This is a genomic window from Bartonella sp. MR90HLJMH, from assembly GCF_042194115.1.
Taxonomy (GTDB): domain Bacteria; phylum Pseudomonadota; class Alphaproteobacteria; order Rhizobiales; family Rhizobiaceae; genus Bartonella; species Bartonella grahamii.
In genome coordinates, this window is the sequence record NZ_JBHIMM010000002.1 from 99,774 (window position 1) to 115,348 (window position 15,575).

General features: G+C 39.4%; 16 protein-coding genes. 13 read left to right on the plus strand and 3 right to left on the minus strand.

The features are described from left to right. Window positions 1–22: 22 nt before the first annotated feature. Window positions 23–388, minus strand: coding sequence for a helix-turn-helix domain-containing protein (locus ACFIJ9_RS01620; protein ID WP_375635526.1), 366 nt, complete (start codon window positions 386–388; stop codon window positions 23–25). Window positions 389–884: 496 nt separating this feature from the next. Here ACFIJ9_RS01620 and ACFIJ9_RS01625 point away from each other — a divergent pair, with 496 nt between their 5' ends. Together ACFIJ9_RS01625 and ACFIJ9_RS01630 are read left to right on the plus strand one after the other, a co-directional pair. After that, on the plus strand, window positions 885–1,073 hold the full coding sequence (locus tag ACFIJ9_RS01625) for an antitoxin (protein WP_375619989.1): 189 nt from the start codon (window positions 885–887) through the stop codon (window positions 1,071–1,073). Between the two features lie 17 nt (window positions 1,074–1,090). Further along, window positions 1,091–1,360 (plus strand): type II toxin-antitoxin system RelE/ParE family toxin, encoded by a 270-nt coding sequence (locus tag ACFIJ9_RS01630; RefSeq protein ID WP_375635527.1) that lies wholly within the window; start codon window positions 1,091–1,093, stop codon window positions 1,358–1,360. A 282-nt stretch (window positions 1,361–1,642) separates the two neighbouring features. Here the strand turns inward: ACFIJ9_RS01630 and ACFIJ9_RS01635 are convergent, their stop codons facing one another. Continuing rightward, a complete protein-coding gene (locus ACFIJ9_RS01635; RefSeq protein ID WP_375635528.1) occupies window positions 1,643–2,410 on the minus strand; it encodes a TIR domain-containing protein in 768 nt (255 codons plus the stop codon). Window positions 2,411–2,723: 313 nt separating this feature from the next. Further along, window positions 2,724–3,386, minus strand: coding sequence for a thiamine phosphate synthase (locus tag ACFIJ9_RS01640; protein WP_375635529.1), 663 nt, complete (start codon window positions 3,384–3,386; stop codon window positions 2,724–2,726). A gap of 365 nt (window positions 3,387–3,751) precedes the next feature. Between ACFIJ9_RS01640 and ACFIJ9_RS01645 the strand changes: the two genes are divergently transcribed. From ACFIJ9_RS01645 to tolB, 11 genes are all read left to right on the plus strand, one after another. Then, entirely contained in the window at window positions 3,752–4,894 is a 1,143-nt protein-coding gene (locus tag ACFIJ9_RS01645) for an OpgC family protein (RefSeq protein WP_375635530.1), read from the plus strand. Between the two features lie 183 nt (window positions 4,895–5,077). Further along, on the plus strand, window positions 5,078–5,596 hold the full coding sequence (locus ACFIJ9_RS01650) for a DUF1465 family protein (protein WP_015856950.1): 519 nt from the start codon (window positions 5,078–5,080) through the stop codon (window positions 5,594–5,596). Window positions 5,597–5,661: 65 nt separating this feature from the next. Continuing rightward, complete coding sequence (locus ACFIJ9_RS01655; protein ID WP_375635531.1) at window positions 5,662–5,799, plus strand: hypothetical protein; 138 nt, start codon at window positions 5,662–5,664, stop codon at window positions 5,797–5,799. Between the two features lie 1,031 nt (window positions 5,800–6,830). Continuing rightward, window positions 6,831–7,346 carry a crossover junction endodeoxyribonuclease RuvC gene (gene ruvC / locus ACFIJ9_RS01660; RefSeq protein WP_273787693.1) on the plus strand — a complete coding sequence of 172 codons (516 nt, stop codon included), beginning with the start codon at window positions 6,831–6,833 and terminating at the stop codon, window positions 7,344–7,346. A gap of 13 nt (window positions 7,347–7,359) precedes the next feature. Further along, complete coding sequence (gene ruvA, locus ACFIJ9_RS01665) at window positions 7,360–7,974, plus strand: Holliday junction branch migration protein RuvA (RefSeq protein ID WP_375635532.1); 615 nt, start codon at window positions 7,360–7,362, stop codon at window positions 7,972–7,974. Between the two features lie 13 nt (window positions 7,975–7,987). Continuing rightward, on the plus strand, window positions 7,988–9,082 hold the full coding sequence (gene ruvB, locus ACFIJ9_RS01670; protein WP_375635533.1) for a Holliday junction branch migration DNA helicase RuvB: 1,095 nt from the start codon (window positions 7,988–7,990) through the stop codon (window positions 9,080–9,082). A 213-nt stretch (window positions 9,083–9,295) separates the two neighbouring features. After that, complete coding sequence (ybgC, locus tag ACFIJ9_RS01675; RefSeq protein ID WP_375635534.1) at window positions 9,296–9,736, plus strand: tol-pal system-associated acyl-CoA thioesterase; 441 nt, start codon at window positions 9,296–9,298, stop codon at window positions 9,734–9,736. A 1,743-nt stretch (window positions 9,737–11,479) separates the two neighbouring features. Continuing rightward, the gene (gene tolQ / locus ACFIJ9_RS01680) at window positions 11,480–12,193 is read left to right on the plus strand and encodes a protein TolQ (protein WP_375635535.1); all 714 of its coding nucleotides are present in this window, start codon (window positions 11,480–11,482) and stop codon (window positions 12,191–12,193) included. A 15-nt stretch (window positions 12,194–12,208) separates the two neighbouring features. After that, on the plus strand, window positions 12,209–12,661 hold the full coding sequence (gene tolR, locus ACFIJ9_RS01685; protein WP_273787696.1) for a protein TolR: 453 nt from the start codon (window positions 12,209–12,211) through the stop codon (window positions 12,659–12,661). A 106-nt stretch (window positions 12,662–12,767) separates the two neighbouring features. Further along, window positions 12,768–14,135 (plus strand): cell envelope biogenesis protein TolA, encoded by a 1,368-nt coding sequence (locus ACFIJ9_RS01690; RefSeq protein WP_375635536.1) that lies wholly within the window; start codon window positions 12,768–12,770, stop codon window positions 14,133–14,135. Window positions 14,136–14,178: 43 nt separating this feature from the next. Further along, entirely contained in the window at window positions 14,179–15,504 is a 1,326-nt protein-coding gene (gene tolB / locus ACFIJ9_RS01695; protein WP_015856942.1) for a Tol-Pal system beta propeller repeat protein TolB, read from the plus strand. The last annotated feature ends 71 nt before the right edge of the window (window positions 15,505–15,575 follow it).

Sequence of the window (15,575 nt, forward strand, 5' to 3'; positions counted from 1 at the left end):
ATAGTGCGCTATCCGTATGATGTTAGCTTGCATTCTCATCAGCGATGAGCTGTAAAAAGGCTTTCTTTTTTACCGTTGTGAGAGTTCTAAATCTTTGGAGCAGCAGATATTCCTCTGTGCTCGATGCGATTTCATCATGATGATATGGGGGCTGTTGTTTTGTTAAGATATCCGCGTAAAAAAAGGAAAGTGGAACATTCAAAATATCAGAAATTTCCATTAAACGCCCTGCGCTGACACGATTTAAGCCTTTTTCATATTTCTGGATTTGTTGGAAAGTGACGCCTAAATGTTGACCTAATGTTTTTTGAGACATCTTCAACATTTTTCGTTTTAAGCGAATTTTTTTGCCAATAAAAAGGTCAATATCAAGATTCTGAGATTGCATTTTTCCCCGCCGGTTGCGAGCGCCCTCGCATGAGTATTCCGGGAGCTTGAAAGTACTGAAATCTAATCAGCTTTTTTTACTTTTAGTGCTTAAAGCACCTGGACATAGCAAAAACTCCCGGAATTCCGGGATACCCACAAAGTGGGGTAAATTCATGTTTAGATTTTCGGGCTTTCAAGACCCTCTTGGTCGTTGCGTATGCGACCAAAACATCTTTTAATTCATAAAGTAATTTCAGGAAATTTACAATAAAAATAGTTTTTTACTTACAAAATTTGTTTTTTAATGAGAGGCTATTCGCCTCTTAAACCTCTCTGGAACGATTACCAAAATCATGATATCAGATCCGTGTTTTTTGAGAGGGTTAAAAAGCCTTAAGTTTTAAGATCAAAAGAACTTTGGACGCTTAAAAGTTAAACATTTTCAATTCTCTAGTATTGACAACATAGCCAAGAGTAATTATCTTCAATATTCAGGAATAGAAAGGACATATATTATGAAGACCACCCTTTCTCCGCTAATTTCAGAGTTCGAAACTGTTGAACAGGAAAGCAGCTACACTGCATGGCTGCGCGATAAGGTAGCGAGAAGTCTTGCAAATCCATATCCTCCTATTCCGCATGATGAGGTTATGGCTGAAATGGAAGTTATAATCAGTCAGCTTGAAGCTGAACAGGAAAAGTGATGCTTCCGGTTGTTTGGTTGTCTTCGACGCGCGACGATTTGCGTCAGATTTTAACGTACATTGCTCGCGAAAATTCATCTGCTACGCGCCGAATGAAAAGGTTTTTAGAAGCCTCCGTACTGCCATTGGCAGAACATCCATATTTATACAGACAGAGTGAGAAGGTATTAGGATTACGAGAAATTGTAGCGCATCCAAATTACCTTATATTGTATCGAGTAGCTGCAAATCAAATCGAAATTGTAGCTGTAGTACATGCCCGACGTGAATTTCCTATTTTTCTTTAATCTAATCAGAGGCTATCTGCCTCTTAAACCTTTCTGGAACAATTACCAAAATTATGACAACAGCCCCGCGTTTATCAAAGAGACTAAAATGATTTCTTCTACGGTAGTGAATTCACACGCGGTCTCTTCATTTAAATTTGCACAATCGCTTGCTGTTTGAGGAAGGGTTGGGGGGTGATCGTTTCTTTGAGCCTATAGGATCTGTGTGTCTGTGGAATGTGATGGGGTGTCTTGTGGTTTTGGGCGTGCGCTTTAAAAAATAAACATAAGCATTATTCAAATTTAATTTAATGCACGAGTAATTGTATTTGTATTAAAAGAGAAATCAGCTTCTCCTAAGCGCTCTATAAGTTTGGGAAATGTTTCTTTTACGTGTTCTTTAAAAGAAAGGTAGTAAACTCCACCAACATCTGAAAGCATTTCAATGCCTTCTTTTTGTAGAATAGCAATCCTCTCAAGAGGAAGTGCGGCAGCTAACATGCCCATTTCGAAAATAACGTTTTGTCGTGCACGGGGTTGAACTTTTTCTGCACCTTGAGATATAGCATAACCCATGTCATCATGCGTGAGGAGTACAATACCAAAACCTATAGAACTGTCACAAATTTCTTTTTTCAAAGTTTGAATGATGGTTAAACCATTACCACTCGTGTTTTGTAAGATGTATGGTTCGAGACCAAGCTTGAGAAGAATAAGTTCAAGCTCCTTTAAGGCATAACGATCGTGACCATGAACGATAAAGATTTTTTTATTTGAGGTATTGGGGGCAGTTTTTGAGGAAGGAATCGTTGATGTTTCTTCTAGATGCTTTGCTAAAGCTTTTTCTAGCTCATGGCAGAAAATTTTTTCACCTAGTATGACTGTTTTTCCTGTGTTATCATCCCAAAGAATGATTCTTCCTTCAGAGGCTTCAATCTTATACGTAAAACCATAGGGACTTTTTTGTATGGCTTTAACATCTGTGATTTGATATCCAGCTTTGCGAATTATGTTTTTAAGATCTTCAAGTGTTCCATTGTATTCAAACGGCCCTCTGTATTTGTATTCCATTTTTTATGTCCCCTTCATATCTCTATCATTCGTTGTTGGTATTAGTGATCAACATTAACAATGACAAATTCCCCCGCAATCATAAAGGCTTCTTTTTATAAGATTTTGAATTAGAAAGTTTTTATGATTCTTCTCTCTATTTATTATATCAAAAAAAGATGCTAGCTTTTCATCTCATTTGATTGAATTATTAAGCAATTTTATTGAGTTTCGAGGTATCTTCTTTATCTGTTATTGTGTGCTCTACATAAGTAATATAGTGGTGAGTGTTTGGATTTTTATTAACGCTTTATTTATAAATTCTCCTCCTATATTACAAGGGGGTGTTTTCACATTTTTCTTGCATTGTTTTAAGCAGTATTAAGGGGTTGTCGTTCCCCAAAATCACTTCTTCTACAGCAATGAATTCACATCCAGTCTTTAAGACTTCATCAAAGGTTGAAAAATCGCTTCCTGCTTGGATAATGGCGGGGGTTTGCATAATTTCTGCCCACCATGTTGCTAACTGGAGATTGCGGGGGTGCGCATGGGGTTTTTTATCAGCCCCTAATTTGCCAAAAAATAGATAATCAACACCTGTTTCCGCTGCAAGCATAGCACTATGGCGATTGCGTAGATTGCCAAAGCCTATGATTTTTTGTTCCTTTTGCTGATTTTTGAAGCTTTCAAGAGCGTTAAGATCATCTTCTATGTGCAATCCATCAGCCTTTATGCGCCCAGCAATGCGGCTGTCATCAGCGATGAGAAGGGCTGCGTTATGATGTTGAATATCTTCTGCGTAAGTTTGCGCTTGTTGTTGTAAAAAAGAGCTATCATCTTTCAATTTTTCAGAATCATAGAGGATGACGCATGCAAAAGACTTTGTTTGCAAAATTTGCTGCAAAAATGTGTGTGGGGTGTTGCGCCGAACATCGAGTGTTAAAATCAACTGAGGGAAAAGAGGCGGATCAATTGGTTTATTTTTTTGTTCTGTCATGTCAAATCCCTGTTTCTTAGAGAAAAATAATGCTTAAAATTAAAGTTTCATTCTATTATGCTTATTTGCGATGAAAGTGACCACCATTTTCACGTAATTTAAAGGATTTGTGGGTGTGTGGGAGCCTGCTTATGAGAAATGAGAGTGTTTTTAAGCATAATATGTCGCCTTTTTGCTGTGATACATGTATGGATTCTTTTCGTTCTTTTACCTTTAAAAAAATTTTGCCTTTTAAAAAATAAACGCTTAAAATGAAACTTGACTCTTAAAAATTAAAATTTCATCCTGTTGATGCTTGTTGGCAATAAGGGTAACCACCATTTTTATGGGACTTCAAGGGGTTTGTGGCGTGTGGGAGTCCACTGATGAAATACCAAGGTGTTCTTGAGCATAATACTCAACCTTTTCACCGTGATACGCGTATTGACGTTTTTCGTTCTTTAGCCTTATTGACGATTTTCATCAACCATATTCCCAGAACGATCTATGAGTCTTTTACCCATAGAAATTTCGGTTTTTCTGATTGTGCAGAAGTGTTTGTTTTGCTTTCAGGGATTGCTCTTGGGTTAAGTTTTCATGGACGGTTACAGCAAAAATCCTTTGCTTTTATCATCCGAAAACTGTGGTACAGAGCTTTGCAGCTCTATGGCGCATATCTTTTTACTACTTTTGTCACGTTAAGTCTTTTTTTTGCTGCCTTTTTATTATGGAAAACAGAAAAACTTTTATCAATGAACAATGTGGGACTCTTTTTTAAAGAGCCTGGTATCGCATTTTTGAGTACCTTAAGCTTTGGGCATCAATTGGGATATAATAATATTCTTCCTCTTTATATCGTTTTGATGTTTTTTGCGCCTTTTATCCTTTATTTGAGTTGTAAACAGACAAAGTGGCTGCTTTTGGGCTCGTTTACACTGTATCTTATCTGCGGATTTTATAAAATTGCTCCTCCTTCTTATCCCTTAGAAGGAAAATGGTTTTTAAACCCTTTGTCTTGGCAATTCTTATTCGTCATAGGATTGACCAGTACTTTAGCGCTTAAACAAGGAAAAACAATCGCTTTTCAGTCTTTTTGGATTGTTTGTGCGGCAGCGTATCTCTTGTTGGCGCTGTTATGGGTTCGCTTAAACTGGTGGGGTATTTTGGGGTGGCTTGGCTGGTCTTCCCCATTGTTGAACTTTAATAAAACCTTTTTAAGCTTGCCACGTTTACTCCATGTTCTTGCATTAGCCTTTTTTATTCTTTCTTTGCCCTGCATCAATAAATGGTTTTATGTCTCTCAGAAACATCCTTTAGCAATCTTAGGAAAACATAGTTTACCGGTCTTTGTAACGGGAACCATTTTTGCGATGTTTGGACAAATTATAAAAACAGTGATGACAGGAACGTTTTTTTCCGATACCCTCTTAATAATAACGGGTATTGCTCTGCAATTTGGAGTCGCCTATTATTGTGAAAGACGGCGATCTTGGCAGTGGTCCTTTTCAAGGAAACTGATCCGTTTATAAGAAAAACGCTCCTGTAGTGTTTGTTGGGTGCGTTAACCTTAGTATAAAAAGCGCGTTGCGCAAAAAAATTAAAAGAGGTAGCAGTTTAAAAAAAAAAGCGTTCTACACAGCAACAAAAGAAACTTTTTAATACTCTATTCGTTGAGTGGTGTAATTTTGTGCTGATACTTGGAGTATAAAAGCGTGAGTGTACATAAACGTCCATATGATGAACCTATTATCATGATTGAGCATAATGCTTTTGAAAATGCTTTTAATCGTCTCTATGAAGAAACAATGGCGCTGATTGAAAAAACCGCAGCGTATATTGATTCAGAAGGGAAATTAGTGGCACGTTCCCTTTCGGCAGAAGTTTCTGCAATCTATGCGAAAGAAGCTATGTATTTAAGTACACGACTGATGCAAATTGCTTCTCAACTCCTTCTTCTTCGGGCAGAGCGCGAAGGGGAAATGTCATCAGAACAAATAAAAAAAGAAATTGTAAAAGTGTCACTTCATACACCAACATTGGAACTTGAAACCCCTCATTGGCATGAATTGCCAGAAATTTTCCGCCAATTTGTTTCTCATTCATTGCGTTTAGAAGCGCGCATACAGTATATGCGTGCTGGGTGGGAAACTGCAGCCTCTTGTGCCTTAGAAGATGATAATCCAGTAGGAAAACAAATCGAATTGCTCAAAACAGCCTTTGGGCGTTCTTAGAGGTATTCCCTTGCTTTGCGCGAAGGGGAAATGTCATCAGAACAAATAAAAAAGCAATTGTAAAAGTGTCACTTCATACACCAATATTGGAACTTGAAACCCCTCATTGGCATGAATTGCCAGAAATTTTCCGCCAATTTGTTTCTCATTCATTGCGTTTAGAAGCGCGCATTTTTTCGTTTAGATATGCGGCTGTAGTTTAAGCGCTCTGGTAAATAAGGGGAGGCTGTAGTTTAAGCGATCCAGTGGGAAAACAAATCGAATTACTGAAAACAGCTTTTGGGGGTGTTTTGAGAAGAATAGCGCCTTGCTTCTTTCTTGCGATATTTAGAGCAATCTACCCATTTTTCACAACCAAAATGTCACAACTAAAACCAATCTAGAGTGCTTTTTTCTGCCTAATTTCTATTTGAGCGTAGGAAATATCTTGAGCTTATAGCTGAGAGGTATTGATTTCGAATTATGGCATGGGATGGGGTATGGTTGGTCTTGTGGAAATCGGCTTTGATTGATTGCAGCTGGAACACTTTCTGTTGATATATCGTGTGATTTTGTTTTGGCTATGATAATGATCAGGCGCTAGATAGAGCTGGGGCTTGTATATCAATTTATTTATGCTCTATAACTTATGCCTATAAAGTTGCTGTAGAGCGTGTCTTAATGAGGATGATACACATTGTGTCAGTTTTTGGGCTTCTCTTGTTTTGAATGGAAGTTATTTTCTTCGCGTAAAATAAAACATCCAAAATAAAGTGCCATATAATGAATGCCTCAGGGGTTCTCTGTGCCCCCATGCAATGTCCCCTCTCTATGCAATGACATTGTGGTGTAATGGGCATATTCAAAAACACCTCTCAGTTCTTGTTCACATCCATTGAGCTCCCTCATCTTAACGCTTGCAACGGAGCAAGCCGGCACCATCATCATATTTGCCAGTCCCCAGTGTTGCGACAAGTTCTTGGCTCTTGAGATGGTTCATTAGAGGCATGTTTAGTCCTTTCTTGTACAGTTTCACTCCATACGGAAATCCCACGTGTGATGTGCAGATAAAAGATTTTGATTGATTTTAGTTATGCTTCATAAAGTATGTTCCATAAAGATGCTGTTCGTTGCGTTTTATAATTGTATAAATTGGGGGGCATGACCATCTTTTGACTGGTTTTGTCTTGTGCTGTTGTTTTCTTTGTGGTCTTGTCTTTATTCACAAGGGGGAAAAGTGTATAGACTGTAGTTTATGGCAGAGACGATTCGTATTATAGGCATTGATCCCGGATTACGGCGTACAGGGTGGGGCGTTATCGATGTTGCTGGTAATCGTCTTCAGTTTATTGCAGCAGGGACGGTTTCTTCTGATGTAAAGTGTGAGCTGGCTTCCAGATTATGTCAGATCCACAAAGGTCTTTCAGAGGTTGTGCATCAATTTATGCCCCATGAAGCCGCTGTAGAACATGTGTTTGTTAACAAAGATGCTACAGCAACTTTAAAACTTGGGCAAGCACGTGCAATTGCATTGCTGGTTCCTGCGCAAGCAACTCTTCCTGTTTTTGAATATGCGCCCAACAAAGTGAAAAAATCAGTTATTGGTGTTGGACACGGTGCTAAAGAACAAATCCATATGATGGTAAAAGTTCTACTCCCACGTGCTGAATTTGATAGCAGTGATGCGGCTGATGCTCTTGCTCTTGCTCTTTGTCATAGTATGCATCGTAAGAGTATTGACCGATCTTATCAGGCAAGGATGGCGATATGAGTGGGGTGGCAACATGATTGGCAAATTAAAGGGCACCCTTGAACATATCTTTGATGATCATATCCTTCTTGATGTGCACGGTGTGGGGTATGTTGTTTTTGTGTCAAATCGGCTGCGTCCTTCTTTGCCTTCTGTTGGGGAGGCGTTAAGCCTTTTTATTGAAACGCATGTTCGGGAAGACGCAATCCGCCTTTTTGGTTTTGCTACAAGAGCTGAACAGGAGTGGTTTTGTCTTCTACAAAATGTTCCTGGAGTAGGGGCGAAGGTTGCTTTGGCAATCTTGGGTACTTTATCGCCAGATGAACTCGCACAAGCTATTGCCTTAAACGATGTTGCGATGATTAGTCGAGCGCCGGGCGTTGGTAAAAAAGTCAGTGAAAGAATTGTGGGTGAACTGAAAAGTAAAACACTCCCCTTTGAACAAGCGCTCAAGACTGTTTCGGTTCCTCAGCGTGAGATGACCAATCAACCTGCGCATGACGCGCTTTCCGCGTTGATGAAGCTAGGGTTTGAACGGGAGCAAGCATCCCGTGCTCTTGCTCTTGCGATGAACGCTCTTGAGGAGGAAACTGTTTCTTCTGCCCTGCTGATCCGCCATAGTCTCAAATTGCTTTCTTCTCCTACTTAAAATCAAGGTAACAATGCATAAAGATGAAGATAAACGCCTTCTGGGTCCCGCTCCCCTTCCTAACGATCCAGATCGTTCCTTAAGACCACAAGTTCTCGATGATTTTATTGGTCAAGAAGCGGCACGGGCTAATTTAAAAATATTTATTGAAGCAGCAAAAACGCGGCAAGAAGCGCTGGATCATGTTTTGTTTGTAGGACCTCCGGGGTTAGGAAAAACAACGCTTTCACAGATTATGGCAAAAGAATTAGGCGTTAATTTTCGCTCTACTTCAGGACCTGTCATCGCTAAAGCAGGAGATTTAGCCGCTCTCTTGACCAATCTCGAAGAACGTGATGTCTTGTTTATTGATGAAATTCATCGCTTAAATCCGGCGATTGAGGAAATTCTTTATCCAGCTATGGAAGATTATCAACTTGATTTGATTATTGGGGAGGGGCCGGCGGCACGTTCGGTGAAAATTGATCTGGCTAAATTTACTTTGGTAGCGGCAACTACACGTTTGGGGCTTTTGACCACACCGCTGAGAGACCGTTTTGGCATCCCAATTCGTCTAAATTTTTATACTATAGAAGAATTGGAATATATTGTGCAGCGTAATGCACGGCTTTTTGCCGTCAAGATCAGTGATGATGGTGCTCATGAAATTGCACGCCGAGCACGGGGCACTCCTCGTATTGCTGGGCGGCTTTTACGGCGCGTTTGTGATTTTGCTTTGGTTAAACAGGCAAAACAAATTGACCAAAAAATCGCCGATGAAGCGCTTTCGCGCCTTGAGGTCGATCATCTTGGGCTTGATCCGCTTGACCGCCGCTACTTGCTCCTGATTGCGGAAACTTTTTTAGGGGGACCGGTGGGGATTGAAACAATTGCTGCTGCTTTATCAGAACCACGCGATGCCATTGAAGATATTGTTGAACCGTATTTGCTCCAACAAGGTTTTATTCAAAGAACCGCTCGTGGACGCATTCTAACTGAAAAGGCTTGGAGCCATTTAGGGCTTTCTGCTCCTGCCTCTACAACGTCTATACAAAGGCGTTCTCAACTTTCTGATGCTCAAGACAATTCATCACTTCAGACGTCTTTATGGGATGGGGAAGATGACTAAGATATTCTCTTTATTAAAAGAAACTATGTGAATATTTTATAGCAAGGTCATAAAATACAAGAGACGTGCTTCTTTTAGTATATTCTGACCAAAAAGGTCTTGCACGATTAAGGGGGGGCTTTTTCTTTTCACAACTTCAACACAAAAATGTGTTCAATCTTTTGATTGATAAATAATTTGCTATATTAGATGATTTTATGGGACATGAAGCCAATGACAGAAATAACTCCTTTTAAGAGCAATCATACAAATGCTTTTCATAATTTTCAGGTCCGCGTTTATGTTGCGGATACAGATTTTTCCGGAGTGGTTTATCATGCGCGTTATCTTGAGTTTTTTGAACGAGGACGTTCAGAGTTTTTACGGGATACCGGTTTTAATAATAAGATGTTAGCAGCAGGGGTTGAGGGGGAAAAACTGTTTTTTGTTGTGCGTCATATGGAAATTAATTTTTCAAGACCAGCTAAAATTGATAATCTTTTAGTTGTTAAAACACGTGTTACTCATATCCAAGGGGCACGCTTTTTTATGGAGCAATCTATTTTGCATGAGGCGACCACGTTGGTAACAGCTAAAGTTGAAATTGCTCTGATTAATGAGGAGGCAAAACCGCGACGTTTACCCAAAGAACTTTTTGCAAAAATGCTTGGTTAAAAGTGTTATTCATTGAGCGAGCAGCTTCAGGAGAGATCAGGGGATATAAAGTAACCTACAATCTAAGACCATACATTTATCATAGCCTAAATGTTTCCCAACAAGGTCACATGATACATCAAAAGAAAGCACCTCTGCTACAATAACTACACTAAATTGAAGATGATATCCCACAAAATTAAACACGCCTCATCCATGTTATGATTCAAAATCAATGTCTCATCATCCATTTTCTGCTATAAACTCAAGATATTTTCTTTCTTTTGAAGAAAGGTTCGTTGGCATAAGAAAACAGCAGAAAAGTACAAAACAAAAAAGAAATAAAAAATGGATTAAGATTTATTTTTATAAAAATGCACATACCCAGCACAATATTGCAATAAAGTGATTGCAATAAAGTGATAATAAGCTATTAGGTCAAAAATTTTCTCAAAACACCCAAAGAGTATTTTAAGCAATTTGATTTGTTTTTTACTGGATTGTCATTTGGCATCACAAGAGCGCATGTCCCATCCATTTTCATCCATAATGCATGACTTTATCTGCGCTCCTAAACGCAGTGAATGAGTGAGAGATTAATGTATACAAAGCAGAAATGTATTCTGGATTTAAAGTTTCAAAAGCATATTATTTTATATAATAGATTGACTTAGAAAGATAAATTATCACTTCTCACGGGTACAAACCCCAATAGAGTCATAGAGTAAAATACTTTCATTTCAAATCTGTTCATGTTGAAACAATTAAAATCATTTGCTTATACATCATAAGATGAGCAATATAAATCATTGAAAAAATTGTAAAAATGTTTCTTATGGATCATTCTCAATGCAATAACGATCAAATATCGCAAGTGAGCAAAGAGAGCGAAGAAGCCGGTTTTCATGAAGTAAAGATGTGAAAAGGCTTTTTTTACGTCATAGAAGCTTGTACGTTATACCATGGTGTCAGAGAGATGATGGGCATTGAAAGGGGCGAATTCACAACACAATGAGACTATATGAGACTTACAATAGATTATATGGGACTTACAATAGGGGTGCATGGGTGAGGCGCATTGTTGTGAGGCATTTTATGGTGGTTTATTGTCGTTTTTGTGCCCGAGGGTATCCCCGTATTAAATTCGATGAAAAATGAGAGAAACAATAGTCTGAGGCAAAGCGTAATCTTTCATGATTATAACATATTTATTTATAATGATAATTCATTGCGTTGTCACTTTTGGATAATTCTGAAACTTGTAAGATTTTTTCTTTTCAAGCCCTATTGCTGTGAATTAATCAAAAACATTTTCTTACATGTCACAAGCGGGGTTGGTGAGTGGATACAGAAACACTTGAGAAAGGAATAAAAATGCCTCTTATGAATCTTTTCAAGTGCTAAGATTTATCGCTGCATTTTGAGCTTAAAACGTGTATGATGTTTTAGTTTTTTTTCATGAGCGTAAAGGTGGTGGTGCATAATAGATTTGATATCATGCATTTTTATATCTTTTGTTTTTATAGCATTTATGGGGAAGGCTTTATCGTTATATTTTTCATAAATGCTGTTGTGAAATGAGGGGGGGCGTGTGTTGAGGGATGTCTCTCGTCATCACTTTTTAAAGAAATTTAAGAAACAAGTCTTGTTTTAGCACATGAATTTATGTGAAACTAAGGTTTTTTACTTAAATTTAGAAACTATAAAATAATCTGTTTTATAGAATTTTAAAAAATACACCTTTTATTTAGAGGGACAAAAATTATGCTGCATGGTGAACTAACGAATCCGGAAACAATTGGAATGTTGCATTTGTTTATGCAAGCGAGTTGGATCGTGAAAGGTGTTATGATCGGGTTGCTGCTCGCTTCCATTTGGAGTTGGGCAATTATTTTTGATAAAATTTTTACGTATCGGAGATTACGGCGTGAAATAAAGCAGTTCGAACGTACATTTTGGTCAGGCAAAGCGCTAGAAGATCTTTATGCATCATGTAAAAGTCAACACACCAATAGTATATCCGCCGTTTTTATGGCGGCGATGATTGAATGGAAAAAATCTCTTGAAAAAGGGACCCATACATCGAAAAGTTTGCAGAGCAGAATTGATAAGGCTATGGATTTGACGCTGGGACGTGAAAGTGAAAAAATAGAATCAAAATTAAGTTTTCTTGCGACACTGGGATCTGCGGGGCCCTTTATCGGACTTTTTGGAACAGTTATTGGTATTATGGAGTCTTTTCTTTCTATTTCAGCTTCTCAAAATACATCACTTGCCATTGTCGCGCCAGGGATTGCAGAAGCGCTTTTAGCAACCGCTATTGGTTTGTTTGCAGCAATTCCAGCCGTTATTGCTTATAACAAGTTGACTCATGAAAGTGCGCGCATCATTGCACAAATAGAAAATTTTGCCGATGAATTTTCAACAATTGTATCGCGGCGTATTGATGAAACACGCACAGCACCTTCCTCATTATAAAAAGGAGCTTATCCCATGGGAATTTCTGTTGCTTCTTCTTCTCGAAAAAATACACGCAGGCGCTATCATTCACGAAGCCAACTGATGAGTGAGATCAATGTCACTCCTTTTGTGGATGTCATGCTGGTCTTGTTGATTATTTTTATGGTCTCTGCCCCCCTTTTAGTGAACGGTGTTCCTCTAGATTTGCCTCATAGTCAAGCGGGTCCCGTACGAGCTCAAAAAACGCCCCTTACGGTTTCACTTGACGCGCAAGGGCGCTTTGCCATTAATCAAGATTATTATGAAACGTCACAAGCACTGATTGCACACCTTAAAACTCTTCTGGAAGAAGATGCTACACAAAAAGATCAACGGGTTTTTGTGCGGGTTGCTAAAACTGTTGAATATCAGCAAGTATTAAAACTGCTGGCGGATATTCAAAAAGCGGGGTTTTCTCAAGTTGCGTTAGCAAGTCTAGCACAATAAATAATAAGTAATAAAATTTTCGCATAACCTGTTGTTTTTAAAGTGTTTAATAGAGCTCAGAGTGATTAAAAATGAAAAAATATAAGTCATAAATAAGGCATAAAGAATGAACAAAGACTCCTATCATAGCATGAAACGAGGCTTGGCTTTATCCCTTGTGGTCCATGTCATTTTTCTCAGTTGGGGAGCCGTTCAGTTTACAAGCTCTGTCTCTTTACCACAACCATTGGAAGCAATTCCCATCACTCTTGCTCCTTTAGTGGACGAGTTGTCCTCTCAACAAGGATCCGTGAAGGCTCCCATCCGTGCAATCCCTGCCGTTAAACCAACTATGCAACCACAAGAGAAAGAAGATGCACGCCATATTGGAGAGGGACAAATAGATAGTCTAGCACCTTTTCAACCAAAGGAAAAACTGCGTCCTGTTGAAACAGCATCGCTACCACCAAGCAAGAACACGTCAGAAACATTTGCACCCGAACTTACAAAACCAGAATTATTAGAAGCAAAAACAGAGGATACTCCCAAAGTTGCGCCTGAGATGCCTTTGAGAGCACCGGAGGATACCCCCAAGGTTGCACCTGAGATGCCTTTGAGCGCGCCGGAGGATACCCCCAAGGTTGCACCTGAGATGCCTTTGAGCGCGCCGCCGGAGGATACCCCCAAGGTTGCGTCTGAGATGCCTTTGAGCGCGCCGCCGGAGGATACCCCCAAGGTTGCGCCTGAGATGCCTTTGAGCGCGCCGGAGGATACCCCCAAGGTTGCACCTGAGATGCCTTTTAAGGCGCCGGAAGATGCGCTCAAGCCTGCGCACAAAAATGAAGAGATGATATCGCCAAAAGAATTGGCTCCAACGGTACAGAAGGTACCAGCAGAACAGATTGTTCATCAAGCGCCCAAAATTACACTTCCAGAAAAATCTCTTCTTCCACAGTTTAAACCAAAATTTGACGAAGAATTTCCAAGGAAGAATGCGGCTGCATTGAATCAAAAGACACCAAAGCTTAACAAGAAAAACCAAGAAAAACAGACTATTGAAGATATTTTAGCACTGGAGGAAAATAATTTGCTCAATCGTGCGCGGTCACAAGGAGGGGGAGCAAAACGTTCTCATACACCAGAAGCTTTGGGCGCAAGAAAAAACATTGATGATACCACAAAAATGGCACAAACATTGGTCAATATTGCGGGGGCATGTATTCAACAGAAGCTTAAACTTGTGGCGCTTGGTGGCGATTTAAAAAACCGTCCGGTTGTGCGGTTGCGATTTTATTTAGATCGTGAAGGGATGGTTGTGGGCGATCCTATCATTGATCCCGTAAGCGGTCTTGAGAGTCAACAAGCTATTATGATAAGGCAGGTGTACGCCGCTGTCTTTTCATGCCAACCTTATGCAGATCTCCCACGTGATCAATATGATCTATGGGGGCAAGGTTTTGACTTTAATGTTGATCCCCTCCAAGAAATCAGATGATAAATGAGAAAAAATAAATTGGCTTAACGAAAGGACACATTCCATGATGACTATAACGAGACATAAAGTTTTTGCTTGGTTTATTGTCACTTGTGGGTTGTGGCTTTCAAGTATTTCATCGGGCTATGCGCAATTGAAAGGGACTATTTCGAGCGCTGATTTTAATCCCATTCCCATTGCAATTACAGACTTTATTTCCAATGATTCGATTGGGTTGAAAATATCTGCTGTGGTGACAGCCGATCTTGAGCGGTCGGGGCTTTTTTTACCGCTTAATAAAGAAAATTTTCTTGAAAATATTTCTAATCCTAATAAACAACCGCATTTTGCGTCTTGGCAGAAAATAAAAGCGCAAGGTTTAGTTACGGGGCAAGTCATGAGAGAAATCGATGGACGTTTGAGGGTCGATTTTCGTTTATGGGATGTTTTTGGACAAAGACAATTGAAAGGACGGCGTTTTTATACCGCGACAGAACGTTGGCGGCGTGTGGCACATATGATCGCAGATGAGATCTATAGTGAGATGACAGGAGAAAGTGGTTATTTTGATACACGAATTGTTTTTATCGATGAAACAGGCCCCCAAAATGCACGCATTAAACGCTTAGCAATGATGGATCAAGATGGCGCAAATTTGATTTATATGTCTGATGGAAGTGAATTGGTGCTCACACCACGTTTTTCCCCAAAAAGACAAGAAATGACCTATATGGCTTATGAGGACAATCAAGTACCTCATGTTTATCTTCAACAAATTGAAATGGGACAAAGAGAGTTGATCGGAACGTTTAATAACATGACAATTGCTCCGCGTTTTTCTTCTGATGGACAAAAGGTCATTATGAGTTTGTTACAAAATGATGGCAGTGCAAATCTTTACACCATGGATTTACGAACCCGTACGATGACGCGACTTACAACAACTTCTGCTATTGATACTTCTGCTTCTTATTCACCGGATGGAAAACAAATCGTCTTTTCCTCAGATCGTAGTGGAAAGCCGCAAATCTATAAAATGAATGCGGATGGGAGTGATATTCAGCGTATTTCTTCAAACGAGGGGAGTTATTCGACACCTATTTGGTCTCCACGGGGTGACTATATCGCCTTTACAAAACAATTAAGCGGACAATTTTCTATCGGTGTTATGCGCCCTGATGGACAAGGAGAACGAATTTTAACCACAGGGTTTCACAATGAAGGACCAACTTGGGCACCCAATGGTCGTGTGCTGATGTTCTTTCGCAAAAATCCCGGTATGGGACCAAAAATCTATACGATTGACATTACAGGACGCAATGAACGTCAATTACCCACCCCCAATGATGCTTCGGATCCAGCATGGTCGCCATTGCTCAATATACAGTAAAACAAAATGCTTAAAAACAGAACATAGAAGGAATATAGTCTATACAGTTTCAAGTTTACACAATCTCAATT